This is a genomic window from Streptomyces sp. NPDC057565, from assembly GCF_042801455.1.
Lineage (GTDB): Bacteria > Actinomycetota > Actinomycetes > Streptomycetales > Streptomycetaceae > Streptomyces > Streptomyces yanii.
Genome location: NZ_JBHVFU010000001.1, coordinates 84,182 through 109,521 on the forward strand (window position 1 = coordinate 84,182; position 25,340 = coordinate 109,521).

Sequence of the window (25,340 nt, forward strand, 5' to 3'; positions counted from 1 at the left end):
AAGGTCATCATGAGCAGCCAGGGTCAGAAGGTCGCGGTCATCACCGGCGCCTCTCAGGGAATCGGCGCCGGCCTGGTCGCCGCCTACCGCAAGCTGGGCTACGCCGTCGTCGCCACCTCACGCAACATTCCCCAGTCGCAGGACCCGGAGGTCCTCACCATCCAGGGCGACATCGCCGACCGCGCTACGGCCGAGCGCGTCATCGCTGCGGGCGTCGAGAGGTTCGGCCGCATCGACACGCTGGTCAACAACGCCGGGATCTTCATCGCGAAGCCCTTCACCGACTACACCGAGGACGACTACGACGCGGTGCTCCGCGTGAACGTGGACGGCTTCTTCCGGATCACCCAGCTCGCGGTCGAGCGCATGCTCGAGCAGGGCGGCGGTCACGTCGTGCAGATCACGAGCAGCCTGGCCGACCAGGCCGACTCCAGGGTGACCTCGGTGCTCGCCTCGCTGACCAAGGGGGGCCTGCAGTCGGCGACCAAGGCCCTGGCCATCGAGTACGCCACCCGCGGCATCCGGAGCAACGCCGTCGCCCTGGGCACCATCAAGACCCCCATGCACCCCGAGGAGCACCACGAGTTCCTCGCCGGTCTGCACCCGGTCGGCCGGATGGGTGAGGTGAGCGACATCGTCGACGCGGTGGTCTACCTCGAGAAGGCCCCGTTCGTCACGGGCGTCATCCTCCCCGTCGACGGCGGCCAGAGCGCAGGTCACTGAGCCGCAGGCCCCTGCTGCCTGTCCCTCGACCGTGTGGGGGGCAGGCCCCGTCCCGGCAGCCGCGGAGCGCTCCGGGTGCGGCATGCCGGGGTGGCAGGGTCCGACATACCGGCCCGTCGGAGCGGCACACGGGCCGGGTGCCGCACTCGTGGCCGGGCCTGTCCGCACGATCCGCGACAGCGGCAGGCGTCCCACGCCCCTGCTGTGATCCGGCACCCGCATCGGAGCCATCGAACTGACGGCGTCCACCGACTTGCCCACCGACCGCTGAACCATCCCCGGCCCGTCCCGCGGGCTCCGCGACCGCGTTTGGATCCTCTCGTGAACGACTCCCGCCCCCGCACACCCGTCGACTTCTGGTTCGACCCCGTGTGTCCGTGGACCTGGCTGACCTCCCGCTGGATGCTGGAGGTCGAAAAGGCCCGGCCTGTCGCCATCACCTGGCATGTGATGAGCCTGGCCATCCTCAACGAAGGCCGCCTCGACGAACTGCCCGAGCGCATCCGCGACCTGATGGGGCAGGCATGGGCACCGGTCCGCGTCCTGACCGCGGCCTCGCAAGCCCACGGCCCCGAGGTGCTGGAGCCCCTCTACACCGCGCTCGGCACCCGATTCCACCGACAGCAGCAGCCCAGGACCCGCCCGACCGTCGAAGCCGCACTGCGAGACGTCGGACTGCCCGCGGACCTTGCCGACACCGGTGACACGGATGCCTACGACGAACTGCTGCGCGCCTCGCATCAGAAGGGTCTCGCTCTTGTCGGCGAGGAGGTCGGCAGTCCCATCATCGCCGTACCGGGCCCGGACACCGACACCGGCCAGGTTGCCTTCTTCGGCCCGGTCGTCACACCCGCCCCCAAGGGCGAACAGGCCGGACGGCTGTGGGACGGCACCCTCATCGTCGCCTCCACCCCGGGCTTCTACGAGATCAAGCGCAGCCGCACCGTCGATCCCGTCTTCGACTGACAGCGATGATGTTCGTGGTGACGCCGCAGGCGGGTCCGACCCGCCGACCGGCTGACCTTTCGACCCACGCCGGCGAGACGACGCGGCAGCCAAGGGGCGGGTGGCTCGGAACAGTTCTTCGACGGATTCCTCAGCCGACTTGATGAGGAAGCGTCCTGATCCGGCGTCCCGATGAGAATGAGTCTCCGTCAGACGGCAGGAGACGGACCAGTCCCACCCAGGCGTCGTCGTTTGGGGAAGCGTGGACGGCGCGGACTGTCCAGCGGCCTGGTGGTATCGGGACAGAGGCCTGCTCCGGCAGTCCTCCGCCGTTGGGGTACTCGACGTCCAGCTCGGCTCCGGCGGTGACAGAATCCATGAGCACCACCGAGCCGTTCGTCTCCCAGACACCGCACTCCTCCCACTGGATGGTGGGGTCGGCGAGTACAGCCTTGGCTGCGGCGATCAGATCGGCCTCGGAGCCGGCTCCGAGCCACCGGACGAAGGCGTGATGTTCCGACAGATAGCAGGTGGTTGCGGGCTGGTCTGCCAAGACAAGTCCTCGCGCGCCTTCCTCGCCGACAGCAATCACGCCGGCCAGGCCGTCCACCTCGCAGGCGCGGTCGTAGTCGTCCGCGACGTCCCCGTCGCCGATGACCATCCCCGACTCCGTGCAGCCACGCCACCCGTCCAATGCGGAAACCGGAACGGCGATCAGAGGGCCTCCCATCGACTCGACCCAGGTGAGGGAAGGCTCGGCTGAACTGGTTTCGGTGGAGGAGGACATCTTCACCACGTCAGTATCACCTCGGCCACTGACAATGCTTTCCGCGGGCCGCGGAGCAGCTTCACCGACACCCTGCGGCGGACTGCACGTTCATGGCATCGGACCAGATCGCGTGAGACCGGGTACCCGCGCCCCCTCGCCGCGACCGGCGGCTTGACATCGAGACCCGGGCACCAGGCCTCTGCCCTCGGTGGCCCACTACGACCAGTTGCTCCGACGCCGCCGGGCAAGCGGCGGTGACCACCGAGAGGGAGAAGCATGAACCCGCCAAGGTCGGCCGACCAGCACGCGTCGCTGACGGAGACGCCGCTTCGGGATGCGTCAGTCGGCGACGCAACCGCACGGCGCATGCCGGCGTCCGTCCAGACGTTCGCAAGATCATGAACCCTTGACGGAGGACTCGCCCATGACGGCAACAGCTGCCCGCTACCTCTACCTCACGCGGCACGGTGAGGCATCCGAGGACGAGAGCAAGTTGGCGGACAACGGCCGACGCCAAGCCGTCCTGCTCGGGAAGCGGCTTCGTGAGGCCCCTCTCACGGCGATCCACCACGGCCCGCTCGCGCGCGCGGAGCAGACGGCGCAGCTGGTCTGCGAGCAGCTCGAAAGTGTCCCCCTGCAGCCGTCCGAACTGGCCGGCGATTACATCCCCTACTTGCCACAGCGCGAGGAGCTGCCGTCGGAATCGGCCGATGCCATGCTCGGTCGCCTGGCCCAGTTCCCAGCCGAGGAACGCGAAAATGGGCCGGAACTGGCCCGGGCAGCTCTCGCGCAGTTCACCGGACCTGTCGCCGGTAACGAGCCGCGCCACGAACTCGTCGTCACGCACAACTTCCTTATCGGTTGGCTCGTCCGGGCTGCCCTCGACGCCCCGAAGTGGCGCTGGATGGGCATCAACCACGCCAACGCCGCGCTGACCGTCATCCGCTATGCGTCCGACCGGCCCTCATCCGTGCTTTTCTACAACGACATGAGCCACCTGCCGGCCGACCTTCGCTGGACCGGCTTCCCGCCCGACCTCCACGTCTGAGGGCAACGACCCTCCACTGCATCGGCAGTCACCAGACGAAGAAGGTGGTTCGGGGCCCCGATGCCGGCGGTGCCGACGTCGGGGCCCGTACCGGTGGACGGTCAGGCGGCCTTGAGCTGTGCGGCGATCTTCACGACGCGTTCGGCCTGGATGCGAGCTGCCGTGCGGGTGGTGTCGTCGACGGGGTTGTTGCCCTGGGCGTCCACGTGGGAGGTGCCGTAGGGGTTGCCGTCGACGAACTTGGCCGGGTCGGTGAAGCCGGGGGTGACGGTGATGCCACCGAAGTGGTGGACGGAGTTGTAAAGGGCGAGCAGGGTGGATTCCTGGCCGGCGTGAGGGGTGGCCGTGGAGACGAAGCCGCTGTAGACCTTGTCGGCCAGCTTGCCCTGGGCCCACAGGCCGCCGAGGGTGTCGATGAACTGCTTGAGCTGCGAGGAGACGTTACCGAAGCGGGTGGGGGTACCGAAGATCACGGCGTCGGCCCACTCGACGTCCTCGGGGGTGGCCACCGGGATGTGGGCGGTGGCGGTGTGGTTGGCGGCCCAGGCGGCGTTGGAGTCGATGGCGGCCTGCGGGGCCAGCTCGGCGGCCTTGAGCAGGCGGACCTCGGCGCCGGACTTGATGCCGACGTCGTGCAGTTCCTTGGCGATCTCGGTGATGGTGCCGGTGGCGGAGTAGTAGACGATTGCGAGCTTCACGGGGGTGGTCATGGGGCTTTCCGTTTCGTTGCGGGATAAGTGGGGGCGGATCTAGCCGACCGGTCGACTATTTAAAACTAGACGACCGGTCGAGAACTGTCAAAGGTGTGCGGCGCCATGGGGCTGATCGCCGCAGGGCGGATCGCGGCCTCGGATCGGCCGAGGCGGCAAGTCGCGCGGGGGCGTCAGGCGGATGTGGCCCGGCCGGCGTACAGGGTCGGCTCTGGGAAGGGTGTGCGGATCGTCACGCAGAGCTTGTGCCGCGGCGCCTTTCGGCTTTTGGCCAGTTGCGTACGTGGCATTCCTCGTGCGGGTCGGCCTGGATTCCGGCTCCTGTTCCGGAGTCGGATCCGTCGATCGGCAGCACGCGGGCCGACGCGGTCATGCGAGGCTCTCGTTCCGGGTACCGAACCATGCCCGGGCGTACGCGCGGGCCGACGCGCGCGGGTCCTCGGCGGCGCAGATGCCGGAGACGGCGGCGGCTCCGGCCGCCCCTGAATCCCGCAGGAACGGCAGGTCGGCCGGGGTGACGCCGCCGATGGCCACGGCGGGCAGGCCGCTGAGCCGGGCGAGGCGGGCGAAGCCGGCATGGCCGAGTGGGGCCGGGGCGTCCGCCTTGGTCCGGGTCGCGTGCAGTGCGCCGATGCCGACGTGGTGGACGCGTGCCGGATCCTCGGCGGCGGCGCGCAGTTGATCGGGGGTGGCCGCACTCAGGCCCAGCACCGCGTGCTCTCCGATCATGTCGCGTACGGCGGCCGGTGGTAGATCCGACTGGCCGACGTGAACCCCCGTCACGCGTGCGTCGGCGGCTCGGGCCGCCAGGTACACGTCCACCCGGTCGTTGACGATCAGCGTCACTCGTTCGGGCAGGACGTCGGCCACCTCCAGCACCGTACGCAGGAACTCCCTCCCGGTGGCGTGCTTCTCCCGGATCTGCACGGCGGTGACGCCTCCGGCCACTGCCAGGGCGACGGTCTCGGCCACGCTCCGGCCGCGGGCCGTGCACTGGGCCGTGTCCGTAACCAGGTAGACCGACAGATCCACCGGTGTCGTGGTCACGAGAGAGCCGCCCGCTCGGCGAGATCCGCTGCCCCCAGCGCGGCGAGCGCGTCCAGGAACGCGACGGCGAAGCCGCCGGGCCCGGAGGCCTCCTTCGCGGCCAGTTCGGCGGCGACCGTGTACGCGGCGACGGCGGCCACCACCGCGGCGAACCGGTCGTCGTCGACCGCTGCGAAGGCTGCCATCACCGCCCCCAACGCGCAGCCGCCACCTGTCACCCGGGTCAACAGGGCGTCCCCGTTGGCGATCCGGGCACTGCGAACCCCGTCGGTGACGAAGTCCACGGGTCCGGAGACGGCGACCACACAGTCGGTTGTACGGGCCAGCTCGCATGCTGATTCCTCGGCGGCCTCGACGCCATGGGAGGAGTCCACGCCGCGGCCGCCGTCGCCCGCGCCCGCGAGCGCGATGATCTCGGACGCGTTGCCCCGGATCACCGTCGGCCGCAGCTCCAGGAGCTCGCGTGCCAGCGCGGTGCGCACCGGCAGCGCGCCGACCGCCACCGGGTCGAGGACCCACGGAGTACCGGCCGACGTCGCTGCCCGCGCGGCCTCGACCATGGCGGAGCGCTGCTCCGCGTGCGGGGTGCCGAGATTGATCAGGACACCCGAGGCGATCCGGGCGAACGGGCCGGCCTCTTGCGGAATGTCGACCATGGCCGGTGAGGCGCCCAGCGCCAGCAGGACGTTGGCGGTGAAGCCCGTGACCACCGAGTTGGTCAGGCACTGAACCAGAGGGGAGTCCGCCCGGACGCGGGCGAGGGCCTGCGGGGCGAAGGCGGTGTGATCGGCGGATGTCGGGGGCATGGGATATCGCTCCGTGGGGGGAGGGAAGGGGGTGTTCGGGTGCTGGGGCCGGCGGCAGGTCAGTCCTGCGGGCGGGGGCGCAGCCGCAGCGGCGCGTAGACGGCGAGCGCGACGAGGAACGCCACGTAGTACGAGAGGTCGGCGCCGTGCAGGGCGGCCGCCACCGGGCCCACGTACAGACTGGTGTCCATGAACGGCACGGCCGCGGCGAAGGCGACGGCGAAGGCCAGCAACGGGGGCCATCCGGACTGCGGCCGGGCGGTCTCGGCGGCGAGGTCGATCGCGGCGCCGCCCCGTGCTCGGGCCCGGGCGAGCCAGTCGACGATGACGATCGCCACGAACCCGGGAATCCAGTAACCGACGAACAGCAACACGTTCTGGAAGCGGGCAGTGGTGTCGGCAGCGTGCATCCACAGCACCAGGGGGAAGCCGAGCACGGCGGCGAGGGCGGCGGCCGCCGGGCGCGGGAGGCGCACTCCGACGGTCTGCAGAGCCAAGGAACCGCTGTAGTCGTTCATGGCGTTGCTGCAGAGGGCCGCCAGCGCCACGGCGAGCAGTCCGAACGCACCCAGCGCGCCACCGCCCAGCAGCCTGTCCACACCCGCGGCGGTCTGGTCGGTCAGTACGGACGCGCCCAACAACCCGAGGGCCTGGACCGCCACTAAGGACACCACAAGGCCCAGCAGCGTGAACCAGAACATGCGTGGGCGTGAGGCGGTGCGCGGCAGGTAGCGGCTGAAGTCGCTGGCGTACGGAGCCCAGGACAGAGTCAGGCTCAGCGCGATGGTACTGGTCAGGACGAACGCGCCGGCCTGGTCGGCGCCGTGGGCGGTGCCCGAGCCGACCGGGTGGACACCGTCGAGCAACCGCCAGGCGATCAGCGCGAACGCGGCCGCGAGCACGAAGGTCATGACGATCTGAAGCCGGTGGATGGCCTCGTAGCCCAGGACACCGAGGGCCCCTTGGGCCACCATCATGGCCAGGACGCCGATCCAGAACGGCCAGCCGCACAGCCGCGCGAGCGCGTCCCCGCCGAACAGCCCGATCAGCGCGTCCCAGGCGACCGAGGACAGCCACTGCAGGATGCCGGGTACCGTCACGGCCCGGCCGAACGCGAGTCGGGCCAGTGGCAGTTGACCGGCGCCGGTCTGGCTCCCCCAGGTGCCCAGATAAGCGGTGGGCACCGCGCCGAGCACGGTGCCCAGCACGACGGCGACGAGCGCGGTGGCGAAGTCCAGGCCGAGGGCGATGCCGACAGTGCCGGTGAACACGCCGGTCATGGTCAGGTTGGGAGCGAACCACACGGTGAACAGGCGCCCGGGACCGCCGTAGCGGTTGCTCTCGGGGACCGGCTCGATGCCGTGCGTCTCGACGCGGAGGTCGCCGGGGGCCGCCGGCATCCGCCCGTCGAAGACGGTCTGCCGGCCGTCGGCGGGCAGCCCGCCGGAAACATGCGTCAAAGGCATGGAAGACATCCCTCCGCCAGTACGAACTGGTTCAGGTTCGACGGGTGTGATCTCAGCCCTCGGGTGGGGCACCCCGTGTCCGGTACGACGGACAGACTAACCTCATCCCTGTGAACACCTGTACGCAGGAGTGCGTGGCAACGACGCGGTGGATTCGTCCGTGGTGCCGATGCGCGGTCGGCTCACGGGGGCCTCTGCTGGAGCGTCACAACGCCGGAGTCGGCGCTTCGACAGGAGAAAGAGCTTGCTCGGCCCATATGGTCTTGCCGTCGCGGTCGTAGCGGGCGCCCCAACGGGAGGCGAGCTGGGCCACCAGGAACAGGCCGCGGCCGCCCTCGTCCCCGGTGCGCGCGCGGCGCAGATGCGGGGCGCTGAGGCTGCCGTCGGAGACTTCGCAGATGAGGGCTGCGGCGCGGATGAGACGCAGGGCGATGGGGCCGTGCGCGTGCCTGATGGCGTTGGTGACCAGCTCACTGACCATCAGCTCGGTGGTGAAAGTGAGTGGTTCCAAGCCCCAGGTGGCGAGCTGACGGGTAGTGAGGTTGCGGGCGTGGGCGACCTGCGCGGGGTCGACCGGCAGTTCCCAGGAGACGACCCGGCCTGCTTCCAGTACGCGGGTGCGGGCAAGCAGCAGGGCAGCGTCATCGGATCGGTGCTCCGACAGCAGGGAGGCGACTACGGCATCGCAGAGCTGTTCGAGCGGTCGGGTGGGGCCGGCCATGGTGCGGGACAGCCGGTCGAGCCCGGCGTCGACGTCCCAGCCGGGTGCTTCGATGAGGCCGTCGGTGTAGAGCGCCAGGACGGAGCTGTCCGCGAGACGGCGTTCAGCGGTTTCGAAGGGGAGACCGCCCAGCCCCAGGGGCGGTCCGGGCGGGATGTCGTCGAGGATCTCCACCGCACCGTCGGGCTGCACCAGGACGGGTGGGGGATGACCGGCGCGCGCGAACGCGCAGATGCGCGAGACAGGGTCGTAGACGGAGTACAGACACGTGGCGCCCTCGCAGTCGGGATCCTCCTCGATGAGACGGATGACGAGGTCGTCGAGCTGGGTGAGGACCTCGTCGGGAGGGAGATCGAGGTCGGCCAGGGTATGGACGGCGGTGCGCAGCCGCCCCATGACGGCCGCCGCGTGCAGGCCGTGGCCGGTGACGTCTCCGACGACCAGGGCGACGCGGGCTCCCGACAGGGGCAGGACGTCGAACCAGTCCCCGCCCGCTCCGGCGTGCGCGGCGGCCGGCAGATACCGGTGGGCGGTCTCGACGGCGGGGTAATCGGGTAGATCGTGCGGCAGCAGGCTGTGCTGCAGGGCCAGGGCGGTGTTGTGCTCGCGGGTGTAGCGGCGGGCATTGTCGATGCATACGGCGGCGCGGGACGAAAAGTCCTCGGCGAGGGACAGGTCCCCTTCGTCGTAGGGCCGAGGATCCTGGTTGCGGCCGAGGGTGGCAACACCCAGCGTGATGCCGCGAGCCCGCAGCGGCACCACCATGTACGAGTGGAAACGGAACCTGCGGATCTTCTCGGCCCGCCGGGCGTCATGGACGAACCACTTGTCGGGGTCCAGTTTCCGCACCAGAACCGATTGCCCGGTGGCCAGGCTCCGGACCTGTGGAGTGCCCGGGTGGAACGCCACTGCCTCGCCCACCACGAACACGGCCTCCGGGGCGTGCTCGCGGATGGAGCGGAGTCCCGATCGGTGCGCACGCACCCCCCCTGCCACCGGCCCGGGGGCCGGTTCCTCGCCCCGCACCGTTGCCTCCAGCAGGTCGATGGCGACGAAGTCCGCGAGTCCGGGAACTGCCGCGTCAGCCAGTTCCTGCGCCGTGCGCTTCACGTCCAGCGTGGTGCCGATGCGCACGCCGGCCTCGGTCAGCAGCGCCAGCCGCTGCTGGGCCTGATAGCCGTCGGTGATGTCGACGTACGTCTGGCACATGCCCAGGACGCGGCCGGCCGGGTCTGTCAGCCGGAAGGAGGAGGCGGAAAATACGTGGTCGCGGTCCGGATCGGACGCAAGCCGGCTGTGCACCTGGAAGTCGACCACCGGCTCGCCGGTGTCCCGCACCCGGCTCAGGACCCGGTCGATCGTCGGGGCCGAGTCCGGTGAGTCATCGCCGATGCGACGGCCGATGAGCCGCTCGGCGGGCAGGCCGGTCACGCGCTCCGTCGCGGCGTTCACCCACAGGTACCGCAGCTCGGTGTCCATGACGGTCACCGGGATCGGGGACTGGCTGAAGAGCGCCTCCAGGATCGCGCGGTCGACCTCCTCCCGCTCCACCGCCCGCGCGTCGGCGGCCCTGACGGACCAGCCGGCCCGGCCCTCCTTGCTGAGCAGCGGTCGCACGCGCACCGCCACCGACACCTCGTGCCCGTCGCGGTGCCTCATGCCCAGTACGCCGTCCCAGCTCTGCCCGGCTGTATGCCGTACCTGGGCAGCCACCGCCGCTTCCCGGTCCGCCCGGGCGGTCAGCAGATCCACCGCCGGCTTTCCGCAGACGTCTTCCGCGGGGTATCCAAGAAGTGCTTCCGCCTGCGGGCTCCACAGAAAGATCGCGCCGTTCTCCGCCACGTATGCGATGGCCATGCACGCCCCCGACAAAGGGTCTCCCGACCCTGCGTCGAGGCCCCCGGAATCCTTGGGTACGCGCACCGGCACCACCTCGTCCCAGGCCTCTCCCTGCCCATGATAAAGACCGGGGTGGTGCCCGACTCCTTGAGCGCGCCGCCCCCGAGTGGAACGCCGGACCGGAGCTCGTGCGCAGTGCACCTCAGCCGGCACGGCCGACCGCGCCCGAACGCTGTCCGGGACGTACAGATGCATCCTCGGACCGTCGCCGAAGGGCGTCACCTCCGGCGGCGTGGCCGCCAGAGGGCGCGGCGACGGCGAGGAGGAGCCGCCGGCAGCAGGGGCAGTACGGATTTGCGGACGTGGCGCGTCAGTGCGGCATGTCGGACAGAGCCGTGGCGATGGTGGTGACCTGTGCAGGTTCGACGACCATCAGGAGCACGGTTCCTCCGCGCACATCGGCCTCGGCCACCGGGCGGAAGCCCCCGGCGGCGTACTGCTCCTGAGCAGCGGTGTCCTCGACGGCGGGCGCCGTCATGATGCGGCGGCAGGACGGATCGGCGGCGAAGAGGGCGGCGACCAGGGAGTCGAGCAGCGCGGTGGTGTCCGTGCCGTCGGCCGCTGACGGGGGCTGCGGCTCCGTGGTGACGAGCTCCAGCAGCAGATCGTGTGCGCCTACCGGGTAGCAGCCGCGCAGCGGATGGTGCAGCACCCGATGGATCGTCACGCGCGTGACTGGCGGCCCGTCGTGGCCGGTGCTTGCGGTGTACGCGCGGACGGTGCCTGCCGGGGCCGGGCCGAACGGGGCGGCGTCGGAAGCGGGCTCGGACCCGGTGGGGCACAGTGACCATCCGGCGATGTGACCGGGGAGCGCCGGTACGGGCAGCGGGCGGTGGCCGACGGTGGTGAGTGTCATGGGCGCGACCCTTCGTGGTGGGGGGATCCCGGCGTGCGGAGGGCCCGGGACGCCCCGGGCCGGGGGAGTTGCCCGCCCGTCCCTTGGTCGGGGGAGACGGGCGGGCCGTGGCCCGGGGGAGGAGGAGTCCGGGCCGGTCGGTGGGTGCCGGGGGGACGGATCAGGCGCCGGTCGGCCCGGCCTGGTGGGTGACGATGTCCCGTACCTGGCCCTTGACCAGCTTGCCGCTTGCGTTGCGCGGCAGTTCGGGGGCGAGGACCACGCGCGTGGGCAGCTTGTAGCGGGCGAGCCGGTCGGAACCGAAGTTGCGTACTTCCTGGAGCGTCGGCTCGACCCCCGGCTCGCAGGTGAGTACGGCGACGACGGTCTCGCCCCACTTCGGGTCGGGGATGCCGACGACCGCCACCTCGTGGACTCCGGGGAAGGAGCTCAGGACCCGCTCGACCTCGGCGGGATAGACGTTCTCCCCGCCGCTGATGATCATGTCCTTGAGCCGGTCGACGACGTAGTAGTGGCCGTCCTCGTCGCGGTAGCCGATGTCGCCGCTGTGGAACCAGCCCGCGTCGTCGAAAGCCTCCCGGGTCGCCTGCTGGTTGTTCCAGTAGCCGGCGACGACATTGGGACCGCGCACGCAGATCTCACCGCGCACATGGGGCTCGTCGATGACGCCGCTCCCGCCGGGGACCATCAGACAGACCTCGGTGTACGGCATCGGAAGACCGGCCGAACCGGTCTTCTCCAGGGTGCGCGCGGCCGGCAGATATGTGGCGAACGGTGCCGTCTCGGTGAGCCCCCACGCCTGCTGCAGCAGCACCCCGTGCGACTCCGCATAGTCCCGGATGAGCTGGGGAGGTACGGCGGCGCCCGCCACGATCACCGCGCGCAGCGCGGACAGATCGGCTTCCCGGAACCCAGGGGCACGGGTGAGCGCCGCGAACATGGCGGGGACCGCGAAGATGCTGGTGACCCGGTGCGCCACCAGGTCGGCCAGACACTGCTCGGGGTCGAAGGAGCGGCGTACGACGACGACGCCGCCGCGGGTCAGGGTGCGCAGTGTGAGGGCGTTGAGCCCGCCGATGTGGAAGAGCGGGGCGACGGCCAGGTTCACGTCGCCGGGACGGGTGTCGACCATGGTGTCGACGTTCACCGCGTTCCACCACAGATTGCCGTGGGTGAGCATGACGCCCTTGGGGCGGCCGGTGGTCCCGGACGTGTACATGAGTGCGGCCAGGTCGTCCTCCCCCACCGGCACCGCCTCCGGCTGCGTCGTGTCGGTGGACAGCACCTCGGACAGCGGGGTCCACACCGCGGGCGGGGCAGGGGCCGCGGGGCAGGACGGATCGGTGTCGACGAGCACGGGCCGGCGGACCGGGACCTCGGCGAGGATCGACTCCGCCAAGGACCGGTGGCTCTCCTCGGCGATCAGCGTATGGGTGCCCGAGTCGGTGAGGATGTGCCGCACCTCGTCAGCGGCCAGCCGATGGTTGACCGGTACGAAGACCGCGCCGAGGTGACTGGCGGCCAGCAGGGTTTCGAGCAGCGTGGCGCTGTTGAGACCCAGGAATGCCACCCGGTCGCCGCGCCGCAGACCACGGGCCGCGAGCCCGGCGGCGAGCCGGCCGGTGGTCGCGGCGAGTTCGCCCGCCGTGATGGTCCGGTCCTCGTAGACGAGGGCCGGGGCGGCTGAGTCGTACCGTGCTCTGCGCTGCACGGCGGCAGCAGGACTGATGTCGACCATGACCCGAGCGGCTCCTTCGGTGGCTGTCGGCGGGGGCGTGAAGGGGGAGAGCGGTGCGGCGGCCGGTCAGAGATCGGCGCCGCCGGCAGCGGTGCGGAATCCGCGTACGGCTATGCCGCCGTCCACGGGGACCACGGCGCCGGTGATGTTGCCGCTGTTGCGGCGTGAAGCCAGGAGAACGTACGTCCCGGTGAAGTCCTCCGGTTCCACGCTCGCGTCGTACAGCGGCACGTGCGGACGTTCGCCGGCGGCCTCGGCACGGGCGAACGACGCCTCGATCCTGCGCTCGTCCAGACCGAGACTCTCCGGGCCGCGCAGCTGGGTGCGCATGCCGCCGCAGGCGACGCCGTTGACCCGGACCTTGGGGGCGAGTTCGTACGCGAACTCCCGCACCAGACCGAGGCAGGCGTGCTTGCTCGCCGTGTAGACGGGACCGCCGCCGTTGGTGTGGAAGGAGGAGTTGGACAGGGTCATGATGATGCTGCCTCGGGTCGCGACCAGCTCGCGCCAGGCTGCCTCCACGGCGAGCAGATAGCCCTTGACGTTGACGGCGAAGACTTCGTCGAACGCCTCTGCCAGTTCCTCGCCGGTCAGCCGGGTGAGACTGCGGTGGTAGTCCCAGATCCCGGCGTTGGGAACCAGGATGTCGAGCTTTCCGAACCGCTCGACGGCTCCGGCGACCGCCGCGTGCAGGTCCTTTGTCGAGCGTACGTCACCGGTGACGGCGAGCACCCGGTCTGCGTGCGCGCCCGCGGCCTCGACCAGGGCCGCCAGCTGCTCGGCGTCCCGGTCGAGCACCGCGACGCGTGCGCCTTCGGCGAGGTACCGCAGAGCAATGGCCCGACCGAGGCCATTGGCGCCGCCGGTGATCAGGGCGACGTCGCCATCGAGCCAGCGGGCGGCCGTTTCCGGGGCGGTGGACTGTGCCGGTGCGGCCATGGCTCAGCGCTCCTGCAGGAAGTCGGTGACGAGCCGCTCGAACTCGGCCTGCCGCTCCAACTGCACCCAGTGGCCGCAGCCGCCGAACACATGCAGCTGGACGTCGCGGATCTGCTTGAGCATGAGCTGGGCACCGTCGAGCGTGATCGTGCGGTCGTCACGCCCCCAGAGCAGCAGCGTCGGTGCCTTGATCCGGTGCACGTCGCGCCAGAGCGGGTCCATGCCGTGCCGCTTGCCGAAGGCCGCGTTGTAGCGGTGGTAGAACTCGATGTGGCTCGGGTCGAGGGAGGCCTCGTAGCGGGCCTGGACGGTGTCCTCCCAGCGCTTGGGCTCGGCCGTCATGACGCGGATGAAGTCCCGCATCTTCTTCACGGTGGGGCCCTCACCGTTGTAGTAGCGGAACATCGCTTTCTGGCCCTCGGTGGGGGTCGGGCCGAACGGCAGCCAGCCGCCGCCGGGCGCCATCAGGATCAGCTTCTCGACACGGGCGGGCGCCGCGAGAGCGGTGGCGATCGCGGCGGCGCCACCGAGGCTGTTGCCCAGCAGGTGGAACCGCTCGATGCCGAGGGCGTCGAGGGTCTGCAGGAGCGCGTCCACGGTGATCTCGGTGATGGAGCGCGCGTCCAGGTCTTCCTCGGACGGCCGGTAGCTGCCGCCGAAGCCCGGCTGGTCGGGCAGGACGACGCGGTAGTGCGGGGTGAGCGCGGCGAGGTTCTGCCGGTAGTTGGCGAGACCGCTGGCTCCCGGACCGCCGCCGTGCAGCATCACCAGTACGGGGCCCTGCCCGGCCTCGCTGACCGAGATCGTGCCCAGGGAGGTCTGGACGGTGTGTTCGGTGATCTCGGGATGTACGGCGTCGTGTGCACGGACAGTCGTCACGGGAACTCCACGGGGATGCGGGGGCGGGCGGGGTGCGGCCTGCCGGGGTGGTACGGGGGTGGGAGGGGGAGAGCGGTCAGAGGAACGTGCTGATGTTCTTGGCGAGCAGCACGTTCTGGTCGAGCAGGATGTGGCGGCGGGCGATCAGCAGTGAGCCGTCCTCGCCACGGCGCAGCAGGTCCGTGCGGCCGCCCGCGTACAGGTCGACCTCGCGTTCCAGCCGGTTGCGGTAGACGAGGAAGTCGGACTCGGCGACATAGCTTCCGGGTTCCTCGCCCGGGCGCACGGCGACGTTGGTGATCAGGTGCCGGGTGCGCGACGGCGGGTCCTCGGCCCAGGCCATCCCGGAGTCGAAGCGCCGGATGCGCCAGGCGAGGCTGGCCCTGGTCTCGTCGAAGATGGCGACTTCGCCCGGGGCGCCGTCGGCGAGCGACTGCTGGCGGCGGAGCCGGTTGGTGCGTACCGGCGCCCAGTAGTGCAGGTCGTCGGCGAGCAGCTCCAGCCAGTCGGCATAGCGGTGCTGGTCGAGCAGATGGGCTTCCAGCGTGTAGAAGCGCTGCACCTCGAAGTGGAGCAGCATGTCGTCCAGTGCCGCACCACCGGTGGGGGCGGCGGCGGAGTCCTGGGTGTGGATGCTCATGGATCCTCCTTGCGGGCCGCGCTGCGTCGGCTATCCCATCGCACGGCGGCGGGTGCGGGGAGCGGGTGTGCCGGTCCGTGGCACGGGCCCGGCAGGGGATGCGGCCGACCTTCCGGACGGCGGGGGAGCGGTCGTGACCGCGGTCAGCCGCGCAGCAGGGCGCGCAGCTCCGCGGACTCGTCGGCCAGCCGTTGCGGGGCGACCGCGACGGCGCGGGCGATCAGCCGCTGCGCGGCCTTGATGTCCTTGGGCCGGTCGATCGCCGCGGCGGCGACCACCCGTCCCGCGTTCAGCCCGAACACGGTGAACGCACCGGACCGCATCTCGCCGCGGCGTACGGTCTCCTCGGCGTCGGCCATCGAGCCGACCGCCTCCAGGCGGCTGCCGTAGCGGTCGGACCAGAACCACGAGGCCGGTTCGGCCGGTGCGTCCGCCCCGAGCAGTCCCGCGGCCGCGGCCCGCCCGCCGTGCTGCGCGGCGTCCCAGTGCTCGTGCCGCACCGGGTGGTCCGCCCGGCGGGCGACGTCCCCGACCGCGTAGATCCGCGGGTGCGAGGTGCGCTGGGTGGCGTCCACGACGATGCCGTTGTCGACGGTGAGCCCGGCGGTCTCGGCGAGCGAGGTGTCCGGCCGGATCCCGATACCGACGACGACCGTGTCGGCGCTGATCGGCGAGGCGTGGCCGCCCACGGTGACGGTGACCTCGTCGGCGCCGGGTGCCCGGTCGACGCGCTCGACGCCGCCCGTGACGACCTCGATGCCCTCGGCGCGGTGCCGGTCGTGCAGCGCACCGGCGATGTCGGGTCCGACGACGGCGGTCAGCGGCACGGGCACCGGATCGATGAGGGTGACCCGGCAGCCCAGCCCGTTCGCGACCGCTGCGGTCTCGGCGCCGATGAGACCGGCACCGATGACGGCGATCCGGGCCCCCGGGGTGAGCCGGGTACGCAGGAGTTCGGCCTCGGACCACGTACGCAGGGTGTGCACGGCGGGGTCGTCGGCGCCCGGCACCGGCAGGGTGCGGGCGGTGCCGCCAGTGGCGAGGACGATCCGGTCGGCCGTCAGCTCGGTGCCGTCGGCCAGCTCCAGTACGCCCTCGTCGGGGCGCAGCGCCGTCACGACGGTTCCGGGCCGCAGCTCGATGCGCTGCTTCTCGTACCAGTCGGCCGGTCGCAGCGCCACATCGTCGCGGACGGTGGCCCTGCCGAGCAGGACGTCCTTGCTGAGCGGCGGACGGTCGTACGGGACGCCCTCCTCGTTGCTCAGCAGGACGATCTCGCCGTCGTAGCCGCCGGAGCGCAGCGCGTCGCAGGTGGAGACGGCGGAGATGCCCGCGCCCACCAGGGCGATCCTCTTCATGCGGTGGGCTCCTGACCGGGGTGCAGCCAGATCTCGCCCTCGCGCACCTCGACCTTGTGGGTCCGGGCGGCGAGCGTGGCGGGCATGCACTGCGGCTCGCCGGTCCTGAGGCAGAAGCGCGCGCTGTGCAGCGGGCACTCGACCTCGCCGTCCTCGATCCAGCCGTCGGCGAGGGACGCCTGGCCGTGCGAGCAGGTGTCGTCGAGTGCGTAGTAGGCGCCGCCGTCGTGGAAGACGGCGATGGTGTCGCTGTGTCCGGTCCGCTCGGCGGGCACCTGGAGTGCTTCGCCCTCCTCGATGTCGCCGACGGCGGCGACCCGGACTGCGTGGTCGGTGGTGTTCATCGTTCTTCAGCTGCCTTCTCGTGCCAGGCCGGGGTGTTCATCAGGTCGCGCCAGTGGGCGTAGAAGCCACGGGCGGCCCCGTCGGAGTACAGGTGACCGGTGGTGCCGGGGTGGACGCCGTCCTCGGCCCCCATCCCGACGCCCATCTGGTAGTTGAGCGTCATGCCGCCGGCCATGAATCCGTGTGCGGTGGCCTGGACCTCGCTCCAGTTCTCGCCGTCGTCCTGCTCGAAGATGCCGGTGGGTCCGAAGGTGCGAAGGTTGTAGAGCCGCTGGGCGTTCTTGACCTCGTCGGGCATCGACTTGTCGACGATCGTCCAGGCCCAGACCTCCATCTTGTCCGGCCCCTTGGGGTGCCAGACGCGGATGCTGCCGTTGACGGGCAGATAGGAGAAGTTGGGGAAGACAGTGGCGTGCCCGGTCGTCATCGGACCTTCGGCACGTTCCTTGCCGAGGCGTTCGCGCAGCCGGTCGTAGTCGTAGTACTCGTGCACCACCCGGTCGTCGAACCGGCTCTTGGGGTGTGTCGGGAAGCCGGCGCCGTGCCCGTTCGGGTCGGTGTACTGGCGGCCCGGGGTCTGCACGATCTCCGCCTTGGGCCCCTTGCCGGTGGGAGACATGACCATCAGCGCGGAGGCGTGCGAGATGTTGACGTGGTACCAGTCGGACGAGAACTGCTCGGCTGCCAGCTTCCAGTTGCCCTCCAGCACCCACTTGTGGACACCGCCGACGACCTCGGTGCCCTCCGGGTCGCGGTCGAGCATGGCGTCCATGTACCAGGTCATGCCGCCGAGCGCCTCGGCCAGCGTGGGGGCATCCGGGTTCCAGGTGGCGAAGATCAGTCCCTTGTACGTGTCCAGCTGGGCGACCTCGGTCAGACCCCAGCGACTCTCGTCGAAGTCGGCCGGGTAGCCCTCGCGGTTGGGGACGTTGATCAGCTTGCCCGAGGTGTCGTACGCCCACCCGTGGTAGCTGCAGGTGAACGCCTTGGTGGCGCCCGCGTCGGCGCGGCAGACCCGCATACCGCGGTGCCGGCAGGCGTTGAGGAAGGCCCGGATGCGCCGGTCCTTGCCCATGGTCACGATGACCGGGTCCTCACCCATGTACGTGCTGAAGAAGTCGCCGGGCTTCTTGAACTGGGACTCGTGGGCCAGGAACAGCCAGCTGGGCGCGAAGACACGGCGCAGTTCCTGCTGGTAGAGCCCGCTGTCGCTGAAGATCCCACGATCGACGAGGCCGTGGTCGATGTCGAAGTACTCGCTGACGTCGACGGAGGGCGCGGGGGTGCGGTTCAGAGCGTTCACGCCTTCGCTCCTTCCGGGGCGGCCGCGGCCGGGGGAACGGCGGGGGCGGGCTTGGACGGACGGCGGTGGCCCCACAGACTGGTGCCGTCGACGCGGGTCGCGGTCCACGGGTCGGCGACGGTGATCGCGCCGTGGCCGTACTCGATCTCGAAGCCGGAGGGCGTGATCGCGTAGAAGGAGAGCATCTTGTCGTTGCTGTGCCGGCCGAGGGTCAGGGCGACCGGTGCGGCGCCGTCCAGACAGCGGTCGTAGGCATGGCCGACGGTGTCGAGGTCGTCGACCTCCAGCATGAAGTGGAACAGCTCGCCCGGCTCGACGTCCTTGCGGGGCTTGCGCTCGGGCTCGATGACGAGTCCGGCGAAGGCCAGCGAGTGGTGACGCGGATTGGTGTGCAGGAACGCGATGCGCTTGCGGCCGAGGTCGCAGAAGTCGGAGAGCCGGAAGCCGAGCAGCTCCGTGTAGAACCGGAGTGTGGCCGCGTAGTCGTCGACCGAGAACACCACGTGGCCCAGGCCCTGTTCGCCGGTGACGAAGCGGGCGCCGGTCGGTGAGACGAACGGGGTGACGGCGGTCCGGGCACCGTAGAAGATCTCGACGCGGACGCCGTTGGGGTCCGCGACGTGGACGAGGCCGAGCACATCGCGGTCGCGCAGCAACTGGTCGTCGGCGTGCGTCACTTCGACTCCGGCGGCTGCCAGTTCAGCTGCGGCCGCGGCCAGTTCGGCGGGTCCGGGCACCTCCCAGCCGGCATAGCCGAACTCCTCGGTGTCGGCCTCGTGCAGGGCGATGCGCCAGGACCGGTCGTCCGCGCGCAGCCGCAGCCCGTCCTCGGTGGTCTGTGCCGACAGGCCGAGCACGTTCTCGGCGAAGGTGCGCCATTGGTCGACGCGCCGGGTTCGGAGTCCGAAGTATCCCAGTCCGCTGAGTTGCATGACGGGCCGTCCCTTCAGGTCTGGTCAGGGTGTACGGGCGAGGGCCGGACGGGCTGTCGGTCCGTACGGGCGGGATCCAGCAGACGACGTCCCGGACGGCGCTGCCATGCGTTGTGCCGCCCTGTGGAACAGGTCCCGGTCACGCCGTCGGCGCCCCGACCGGACCTGCTGCGGGCGCGCACCGGGTTCACCGGATGACCGTGCCGCTTTCCGGCACGACCGCTGGCCGCCGGATGCCGGGTCCGGCAAGGCTCGGTGTTCCGCGCTCCGCGCCGGTGCGCACTCTGCGCGCGGAATCCGATGACGCCCCGCTCCAGGAGGACCGATGCTCGCCGCCGTCGCCGTACACCAGGACCCCGTCGATCCGATCGGTGGGCTGGAGCTGCGCGAAGTCCCCGCTCCGGTGGCCCCGCCCGGCTGGACGGTGGTCCGGGTGGTCGCGGCCGCGCTGAACCATCACGACATCTGGACGCTGCGCGGTGTCGGTCATCCCGCGGACCGGCTGCCGATGGTGCTGGGCTGTGACGCGGCCGGGTACGACGAGGACGGCAACGAGGTCGTCGTCCACCCGGTGATCGGCGACCCGCAGGCCGGAGGCGGCGACGAGACCCTGGACCCCGGCCGGGCGCTGCTGTCGGAGCGGCACGACGGGGCGTTCGCCGAGCTCCTGTGCGTACCGCGGCGGAATCTGATCCCCAAGCCGGCCGCGCTGTCCTTCGCGGAGGCGGCCTGTCTGCCGGTGGCCTGGCTGACGGCGTACCGGATGCTGTTCACCCAGGCCCAGGTGCGTCCCGGTGACCGGGTGCTGGTGCAGGGCGCGGGCGGCGGTGTGGCCTCGGCGGCCATCGCCCTGGCGCGGGCCGCCGGCGCCCGGGTGTACGCGACCAGCAGGTCGAGGGCGAAGCTGGACGTGGCCCTGGAGATGGGGGCGCATGTGGCCGTACCGACGGGGGAGCGGCTGCCGGAGAAGGTCGACGTGGTTGTGGAGACGGTCGGCGAGGCCACCTGGGCCCACTCCCTGCGCTCGCTGCGCGCCGGCGGCACGGTGGTGGTGGCCGGAGCGACCAGCGGGGCCAACCCGCCGGCCGATCTGAACCGGGTCTTCTACCTCCAGCAGCGGGTGCTGGGCTCCACAGGCGGGACCCGCCAGGAGTTCGTGTCGCTGCTGCGGTTCATGGAGAGCACCGGGGTGCGGCCCCGGATCGACCGGGAGATCCCGCTGACCGGCATCCACGAGGGCTTCCGGGCCATGATCGATGGTGAGGTCACGGGGAAGGTGATCGTCCGGCCTTGAGCGGGGCGGTCCCCGGGCCGGGGTGGACGAGAGCGGCCGCATCGGCCCGGATCCGTGGATGAAGCGACGCTTCGTCATTCCCTCAGGTGTGACATACGAGGCACCACTTTCTCCGTTTCGGTGAGCCCTTGCTGTTCACGCTGCCGAAACAGTCATCTAAAGTGGACGCACGTCCACTGAAGTGGTCGCCGGAGAATGTGCGGAGGCGAACATGCTCGACCCCACCTCGATCACCGATGCCGGGAGCCCCTCGGACACCGGTTCCTCGCAGGATCAGCAGACCGCCGTGGACAAGGCGCTGACCCTGCTGATGTCGCTGGCCGAGGAGGACCGCGAGGTCGGTGTCAGCGAGCTCGCCCGCCGCACGCAACTCACCAAGTCGACCGCGTTCCGGCTGCTCGGCATCCTCCAGCGCAACGATGTGGTCGAGCGCGTCGGGAGCAGCTACCGGCTCGGGCCCCAGCTCTTCGACATCGGCCGCCGGGTCTACGGGCCGACGCCTTTGATGCTGCAGGATCGGCTGCTGCCGTTCCTCACCGAGCTGTACGTCCTCACCCAGGAGACCGTGCACCTGGCGGTGCTGCACCGCACGGACGTCATGTACGTCAACAAGCTGCACGGCCACCGCCGGGCCCGTACGTCCACCCGGATCGGCTCGCGGATGCCCGCATCCTGCACCGCGGTCGGCAAGGCGCTGCTCGCCTTCGACCACGACGCGGCGGAGCTCGCCATCGCGCAGGGACTGCCCGCGCCGACGGAGCACTCGGTGACCGACCCGGCGGACTTCCGGGCCGAACTGGCCCGGGTCCGGCGGGACGGGATCGCGTACGACCGGGAGGAGATCCTGCCGGGAGTCACATGCGTGGCAGTGCCGGTCATCGGCGCGGCCGGCCGGCCGGTCGCCGCGATCTCGGTCTCCGGCGCACTGCACCGCTTCGAGCCCGCCCGGGTCGCACCGGAGCTGCGCCGGGTCGCTTTCGAGGCGGCCAGAGAACTGGGCGCCACGGCCCGCTCGCGCGGCCGCCGCCACCCGGCGGGGTCCGCGGCCGCCTGACTCGCTCGCACACCGTCCGGAGACCGGTGCCGACGCGGAATGCCGCGCCCGCCGCCGGGATCCCGGCTCCGGCGCCCACTCGCCGGTTTCAGCCCTCGGCGGGGGCGCCGCCCCCGCGCCGGACACCGCCATGCCCGCCACCGGTGCCCGGCTGGACCCGGGGCACGCTCACCACGATGTGCACCACGCTCTCCCCTTCGAGGGAGGCGTACAGATGCGGACGGTCGCCCGGGAAACGTACGAAGTCACCGGCGACCAGCTCCACCGGACTGTCCTCCGGGCCGACCCTGACCCGGCCGCTGATGACGTAGAGGTGCTCAAGAGTGCCCACCGGGTGGGGCTCCGAGCGTCCTTCGCCCCGGATCCGCAGCACGTAGTTCTCGATGACACCGGAACCGTAGACGTGATCGAGACTCCGGACCTCGTATCCGGCCCGGTCCTGCCAGGCGGCGTCCCCGCCCCGGCGTACCGTCATGACCTGTTCGCGTTCGGCCACCAGCCGGGTCACCGGCACCCCGAGGGCCGCCGCGACCGCGAAGAGCGTCTCCACCGTGGGATTTCCGGTGCCCAGCTCGACCTTGGAGAGCGTCTGCTTGGCCAGACCGGCCTGCCGGGCGAGTTCGGCCAGCGACAGCCCGCGCTGCTCTCTGAGGATGCGCATGTTGCGCGCGACCACGGTGATTCCTGTTGACACCGCACCACCATAGGTCACTTGAGTGGCGGCGGACCGGGGAGAGCGAGAGATCGATGTATTCGGCAAGGATTTCTTCCGTGCTGTTCCACGTCACGGCACGAGGCTCGGCCCGGCCCTCGCCGTCCCCTCTGTGCCGGAGGTGCCGGGCCGCGCGGGAAGCACCGAGTGCACCGCCGCGCCGAGCCCGCCGCAGCGTGCCGCGCCTCACCCGTCGGCATGGGCGACGGTCGGCACCCGTTCGCGCTGGGGTTGATGCCTCACGCCGTGGCCGCGCTGCGGGCAAGGGACGGACGGAAAACACATTGGCCGGCCGCTGCCGAGCTGCGACGATGCCCCTGTTTCCCGAGCGGAGGACATTTGTTCGTTTTCGTGTGTGCGGGGTGTGACGCCGAGCTGACCGCCCCGTTGTCCCAGGTCACCCTGCCGGTCCACGCCCATCAGCAGTACGGGAACGGCCTTCAGCTCCCGGTGCTCATGGAGCCGGGGACATTCGCCGTGGAACCGGAGCCCTGGGGGCCGCCGTGGCGGAGGTGGGAAGGGATCGATCCGGACGAGGCCGCGGCCCGTGGCGTCTACGCGCCGGTCTACGCCCTGTCCGACGGCGCGCCCGGTGCGATCGTCATCGCACCCGGGGATACCCGTGGCGCCGTGCTGATCCCGGAGAAGCGCGGCGGCGCCTGCTGCGGCCTCGACGGGTCCGACGGCCCCAACATGGCCTGCGAGGCGTGCGGTCTGCCGGTGGCGAGCCGGATCGACGACTGCTCGCTCTGGCAGGCCGTGTGGCTCGCCCCGGACGCCGTGCGCCGCCGGCCCGTGGAAGGCGCCGACGCCGGACCGCTCTCCTGGGCGGAGCTGATGGCGGAGGGGAAGGGTGTGCCCCCGTTCGAGCCGATCACCCCGTGGGGATCGCTGTCCGGGGCGAGCCACCGGTGGTCTTGGAGCCCGCGGTGGGTGGCGGCGGCCGGGTGGGCGCTCGCCCACCTCCTGGCGGCTTCGGAAGGCCGGACGGTGGCCGTCCCGGACGGCCTGGCCGCGGAGGTGTTCCAACGCGCCCTCGACGCTCTACTGCCGGCCGGTCCGCCGGCGCGGCACGCCGTCCTCGCCGGACCGGGGCTGTCCGCCCCCGACGTGGACGCCGATATCCTCCTCGTGCCGTCCCATCCGCAGACCGGGGAGGTCTGGACCCCAGCCGACTCGGCCGCCTGGGCGTACCTGGTGCCGTTGCCGTTCGGGGTGTGGCTCCGGCTGGCCTTCCCCGAGCCGCAGCTGCCCGTCCCCGCGTCGAATGTCATGCCCGACGACGTCCTTCGTGACGACCCGCCCACACCGAGTGTCCATGACTCGTTTCGGATCGACCATGGAGTGTTCAAGCACACCCTGGCCCGGCTGCCGGCCATCCGCAGCCCGTGGATGCGCGAGATCCTCGAGTGCCCCACACAACACATGCACGCGGGCAACTTCTAGTCGGCCGGCGGAAGGCTCCGAGACCCGGCCCCACCCCGTCCCGCGGGCTACACGTACCTCAAGCAGGCCGCGGAAGCGGACGGCGCCTTGTTCAACCGGTACGTCCATGATCTGCGGGGCGCGCAGTCTCAGGGCTGAGCCCCCAGAAACCGCTCCGTCCACAGCCTCAGCAACGCGTCGTCGAATGCCGGGTCCTCGCGCAGCACACTGGTGAGGGCGAGACCTCGGTGCAGGACGAGAAGCGACTCGCAGAGCAGAGCGAAGTCCTCGCGCGCCGCCGTCTCCGGGCCGAAGATGTCGGCCATCACCGCACGCTGAGCCGCGCCCACCTCCCGCTCGGCCGGAAGCAGCGCCGCTCTGAGATCGGGGTCGGTGCGGGCCGCCAGCCACAGTTCCAGACCTGCGAGGAAGTGCGGGCCCGACATCGCGGTGCGGAGCAGCGCGAGCCCCTTCTCGCGATCGTGCGGGCCGCCCTCCGTCTCCGTACGGATGTGCGCGAGCCGCAGTTCGGCGACGTGATGCGTCGCGGCCGCCAGCAGATCGGCCTTCGAGGCGAAGTGGTGCAGCAGCGCGCCGCGGGAGACCCCGGCCCGCTCCTGCACGCGTTGGGTCGTTGTGCCGGCGAAGCCGTACTCGACCAGACAGCCGATCGTGGCGTCGAGGAGCCTGAGCCGGGTCTCCTCCCGGCGTTGTTGCTGGGTACGGCGCGGAGCGGGCATGTCGGCGAGCGTACGGTACGCCTGATCCGTCACATACAGTCTGGACGGACTGTATGTGACGGGTCTATCGTCCCGGCCATGCTTGCCGTAGACCTGGTTCGCCGCGGTGCCGCGCGTTTCGCAGGACGTACCGCCGGGCCCTGTGCGACCCCCTGTGGGAGGGAAGATGACGACCGGACACCCCGCCGTACGGATCGAGCGCGACGGCCCCGTCTTCACGGTGATCCTCAGCCGCCCCGCGGTCCGCAATGCCGTCGACGGGCCGACCGCGGACCAACTCGCTGACGCCTTCCGGACGTTCGAGTCCGACCCGGACGCTTCTGTCGCCGTGCTGTGGGGCGAGGGTGGCACCTTCTGTGCCGGTGCGGACCTCAAGGGCATCGGCACCGAACGCGGCAACAAGGTCCTCGCCGAGGGTGACGGCCCCATGGGTCCGACCCGGATGCGGCTGAGCAAACCCGTCATCGCCGCGGTCTCCGGCCATGCGGTGGCCGGCGGCCTGGAACTCGCCGTCTGGTGCGATCTGCGCGTCGTCGAGGAGGACGCGGTCCTCGGTGTCTTCTGTCGCCGCTGGGGCGTTCCCCTGGTGGACGGCGGCACGGTGCGCCTGCCGCGCCTGATCGGGGAGAGCCGCGCCATGGACATGATCCTCACCGGCCGCCCGGTCCCGGCGGTGGAGGCCTATGACATCGGGCTCGCCAACCGGCTCGTGCCGACCGGTCAGGCGCGTCACGCGGCGGAGCAACTCGCCCGGGAGATCGCCGCGTTCCCTCAACTGTGCCTGCGCCACGACAGGCTCTCCGCACGCGAACAGCACGGTCTCTCCGAGTCGGAGGCCCTGGCGGCCGAGTACCGACACGGCCTGGTTCCGCTGACCGCGGGGGAGACCCAGGCCGGTGCCGACCGGTTCGGAGGCGGTGCGGGCCGCCACGGCTCGTTCGCCGACTGAGCCGAAACCCGGCTGACACCGGGAACGGGCTGGTCCTACGCT

Annotated in this window: 24 protein-coding genes and 1 riboswitch; of the genes, 7 read left to right on the forward strand and 17 right to left on the reverse strand. The window is 71.0% G+C overall.

Going from position 1 to position 25,340, the window contains the following annotated elements:
• The first annotated feature begins 9 nt into the window (after positions 1-9).
• Complete coding sequence (locus ACFU8W_RS00400; RefSeq protein ID WP_384030853.1) at positions 10-723, forward strand: SDR family NAD(P)-dependent oxidoreductase; 714 nt, start codon at positions 10-12, stop codon at positions 721-723.
• A gap of 321 nt (positions 724-1,044) precedes the next feature.
• Positions 1,045-1,689: a DsbA family protein gene (locus ACFU8W_RS00405; RefSeq protein ID WP_384030855.1), complete on the forward strand. Its 645-nt coding sequence runs from the start codon at positions 1,045-1,047 to the stop codon at positions 1,687-1,689.
• Positions 1,690-1,819: 130 nt separating this feature from the next.
• Here ACFU8W_RS00405 and ACFU8W_RS00410 read toward each other — a convergent pair whose 3' ends face one another.
• A complete protein-coding gene (locus tag ACFU8W_RS00410) occupies positions 1,820-2,455 on the reverse strand; it encodes an Imm21 family immunity protein (RefSeq protein WP_384032015.1) in 636 nt (211 codons plus the stop codon).
• Positions 2,456-2,861: 406 nt separating this feature from the next.
• Here ACFU8W_RS00410 and ACFU8W_RS00415 point away from each other — a divergent pair, with 406 nt between their 5' ends.
• Positions 2,862-3,485, forward strand: coding sequence for a histidine phosphatase family protein (locus ACFU8W_RS00415; RefSeq protein WP_345516480.1), 624 nt, complete (start codon positions 2,862-2,864; stop codon positions 3,483-3,485).
• Between the two features lie 101 nt (positions 3,486-3,586).
• Here the strand turns inward: ACFU8W_RS00415 and wrbA are convergent, their stop codons facing one another.
• The 14 genes from wrbA to ACFU8W_RS00485 all read right to left on the reverse strand — a co-directional run bounded on the left by wrbA (position 3,587) and on the right by ACFU8W_RS00485 (position 19,124).
• Positions 3,587-4,195, reverse strand: a complete 609-nt coding sequence (wrbA, locus tag ACFU8W_RS00420) for an NAD(P)H:quinone oxidoreductase (protein ID WP_345516482.1) — start codon at positions 4,193-4,195, stop codon at positions 3,587-3,589.
• A gap of 369 nt (positions 4,196-4,564) precedes the next feature.
• Positions 4,565-5,242 (reverse strand): thiamine phosphate synthase, encoded by a 678-nt coding sequence (thiE, locus tag ACFU8W_RS00425; protein WP_384030857.1) that lies wholly within the window; start codon positions 5,240-5,242, stop codon positions 4,565-4,567.
• Positions 5,239-6,048, reverse strand: coding sequence for a hydroxyethylthiazole kinase (gene thiM, locus ACFU8W_RS00430; RefSeq protein ID WP_384030859.1), 810 nt, complete (start codon positions 6,046-6,048; stop codon positions 5,239-5,241). The genes thiE and thiM overlap by 4 nt, the downstream gene beginning before the upstream one ends.
• Positions 6,049-6,107: 59 nt before the next feature.
• Positions 6,108-7,514, reverse strand: coding sequence for a purine-cytosine permease family protein (locus ACFU8W_RS00435; RefSeq protein WP_384030861.1), 1,407 nt, complete (start codon positions 7,512-7,514; stop codon positions 6,108-6,110).
• Positions 7,506-7,600: riboswitch (TPP riboswitch) on the reverse strand. (Overlaps the previous gene by 9 nt.)
• Before the next feature lie 119 nt (positions 7,601-7,719).
• A complete protein-coding gene (locus ACFU8W_RS00440; RefSeq protein ID WP_384030863.1) occupies positions 7,720-10,092 on the reverse strand; it encodes a SpoIIE family protein phosphatase in 2,373 nt (790 codons plus the stop codon).
• 352 nt (positions 10,093-10,444) lie between these two features.
• Positions 10,445-10,990: a GNAT family N-acetyltransferase gene (locus ACFU8W_RS00445; RefSeq protein WP_384030864.1), complete on the reverse strand. Its 546-nt coding sequence runs from the start codon at positions 10,988-10,990 to the stop codon at positions 10,445-10,447.
• 160 nt (positions 10,991-11,150) lie between these two features.
• Positions 11,151-12,728: a long-chain fatty acid--CoA ligase gene (locus tag ACFU8W_RS00450; RefSeq protein ID WP_384030866.1), complete on the reverse strand. Its 1,578-nt coding sequence runs from the start codon at positions 12,726-12,728 to the stop codon at positions 11,151-11,153.
• A gap of 66 nt (positions 12,729-12,794) precedes the next feature.
• On the reverse strand, positions 12,795-13,667 hold the full coding sequence (gene hcaB / locus ACFU8W_RS00455) for a 3-(cis-5,6-dihydroxycyclohexa-1,3-dien-1-yl)propanoate dehydrogenase (protein WP_384030868.1): 873 nt from the start codon (positions 13,665-13,667) through the stop codon (positions 12,795-12,797).
• A 3-nt stretch (positions 13,668-13,670) separates the two neighbouring features.
• Complete coding sequence (locus ACFU8W_RS00460) at positions 13,671-14,546, reverse strand: alpha/beta fold hydrolase (RefSeq protein ID WP_384030870.1); 876 nt, start codon at positions 14,544-14,546, stop codon at positions 13,671-13,673.
• 76 nt (positions 14,547-14,622) lie between these two features.
• Positions 14,623-15,186 (reverse strand): 3-phenylpropionate/cinnamic acid dioxygenase subunit beta, encoded by a 564-nt coding sequence (locus tag ACFU8W_RS00465; RefSeq protein ID WP_345516497.1) that lies wholly within the window; start codon positions 15,184-15,186, stop codon positions 14,623-14,625.
• Positions 15,187-15,329: 143 nt separating this feature from the next.
• Positions 15,330-16,544 (reverse strand): NAD(P)/FAD-dependent oxidoreductase, encoded by a 1,215-nt coding sequence (locus tag ACFU8W_RS00470; RefSeq protein WP_384030871.1) that lies wholly within the window; start codon positions 16,542-16,544, stop codon positions 15,330-15,332.
• A complete protein-coding gene (locus ACFU8W_RS00475) occupies positions 16,541-16,888 on the reverse strand; it encodes a bifunctional 3-phenylpropionate/cinnamic acid dioxygenase ferredoxin subunit (protein WP_345516500.1) in 348 nt (115 codons plus the stop codon). Before ACFU8W_RS00475 ends, ACFU8W_RS00470 begins: the two co-directional genes overlap by 4 nt.
• The gene (locus tag ACFU8W_RS00480; RefSeq protein ID WP_384030873.1) at positions 16,885-18,192 is read right to left on the reverse strand and encodes an aromatic ring-hydroxylating dioxygenase subunit alpha; all 1,308 of its coding nucleotides are present in this window, start codon (positions 18,190-18,192) and stop codon (positions 16,885-16,887) included. Before ACFU8W_RS00480 ends, ACFU8W_RS00475 begins: the two co-directional genes overlap by 4 nt.
• Positions 18,189-19,124 carry a VOC family protein gene (locus ACFU8W_RS00485; RefSeq protein WP_384030875.1) on the reverse strand — a complete coding sequence of 312 codons (936 nt, stop codon included), beginning with the start codon at positions 19,122-19,124 and terminating at the stop codon, positions 18,189-18,191. Before ACFU8W_RS00485 ends, ACFU8W_RS00480 begins: the two co-directional genes overlap by 4 nt.
• A gap of 325 nt (positions 19,125-19,449) precedes the next feature.
• Between ACFU8W_RS00485 and ACFU8W_RS00490 the strand changes: the two genes are divergently transcribed.
• Together ACFU8W_RS00490 and ACFU8W_RS00495 are read left to right on the forward strand one after the other, a co-directional pair.
• On the forward strand, positions 19,450-20,418 hold the full coding sequence (locus ACFU8W_RS00490; RefSeq protein ID WP_384030877.1) for a zinc-binding dehydrogenase: 969 nt from the start codon (positions 19,450-19,452) through the stop codon (positions 20,416-20,418).
• 211 nt (positions 20,419-20,629) lie between these two features.
• The gene (locus ACFU8W_RS00495; RefSeq protein ID WP_345516506.1) at positions 20,630-21,472 is read left to right on the forward strand and encodes an IclR family transcriptional regulator; all 843 of its coding nucleotides are present in this window, start codon (positions 20,630-20,632) and stop codon (positions 21,470-21,472) included.
• 88 nt (positions 21,473-21,560) lie between these two features.
• On the opposite strand, the gene ACFU8W_RS00500 is transcribed toward ACFU8W_RS00495, so the two are convergent.
• A complete protein-coding gene (locus ACFU8W_RS00500) occupies positions 21,561-22,166 on the reverse strand; it encodes an XRE family transcriptional regulator (RefSeq protein WP_345516508.1) in 606 nt (201 codons plus the stop codon).
• 357 nt (positions 22,167-22,523) lie between these two features.
• Between ACFU8W_RS00500 and ACFU8W_RS00505 the strand changes: the two genes are divergently transcribed.
• Positions 22,524-23,630: a hypothetical protein gene (locus ACFU8W_RS00505; protein ID WP_384030879.1), complete on the forward strand. Its 1,107-nt coding sequence runs from the start codon at positions 22,524-22,526 to the stop codon at positions 23,628-23,630.
• A 128-nt stretch (positions 23,631-23,758) separates the two neighbouring features.
• On the opposite strand, the gene ACFU8W_RS00510 is transcribed toward ACFU8W_RS00505, so the two are convergent.
• Positions 23,759-24,349, reverse strand: coding sequence for a TetR/AcrR family transcriptional regulator (locus tag ACFU8W_RS00510; RefSeq protein ID WP_384030881.1), 591 nt, complete (start codon positions 24,347-24,349; stop codon positions 23,759-23,761).
• A gap of 166 nt (positions 24,350-24,515) precedes the next feature.
• Between ACFU8W_RS00510 and ACFU8W_RS00515 the strand changes: the two genes are divergently transcribed.
• Positions 24,516-25,298 carry a crotonase/enoyl-CoA hydratase family protein gene (locus ACFU8W_RS00515; RefSeq protein ID WP_384030883.1) on the forward strand — a complete coding sequence of 261 codons (783 nt, stop codon included), beginning with the start codon at positions 24,516-24,518 and terminating at the stop codon, positions 25,296-25,298.
• Positions 25,299-25,340: the final 42 nt, after the last annotated feature.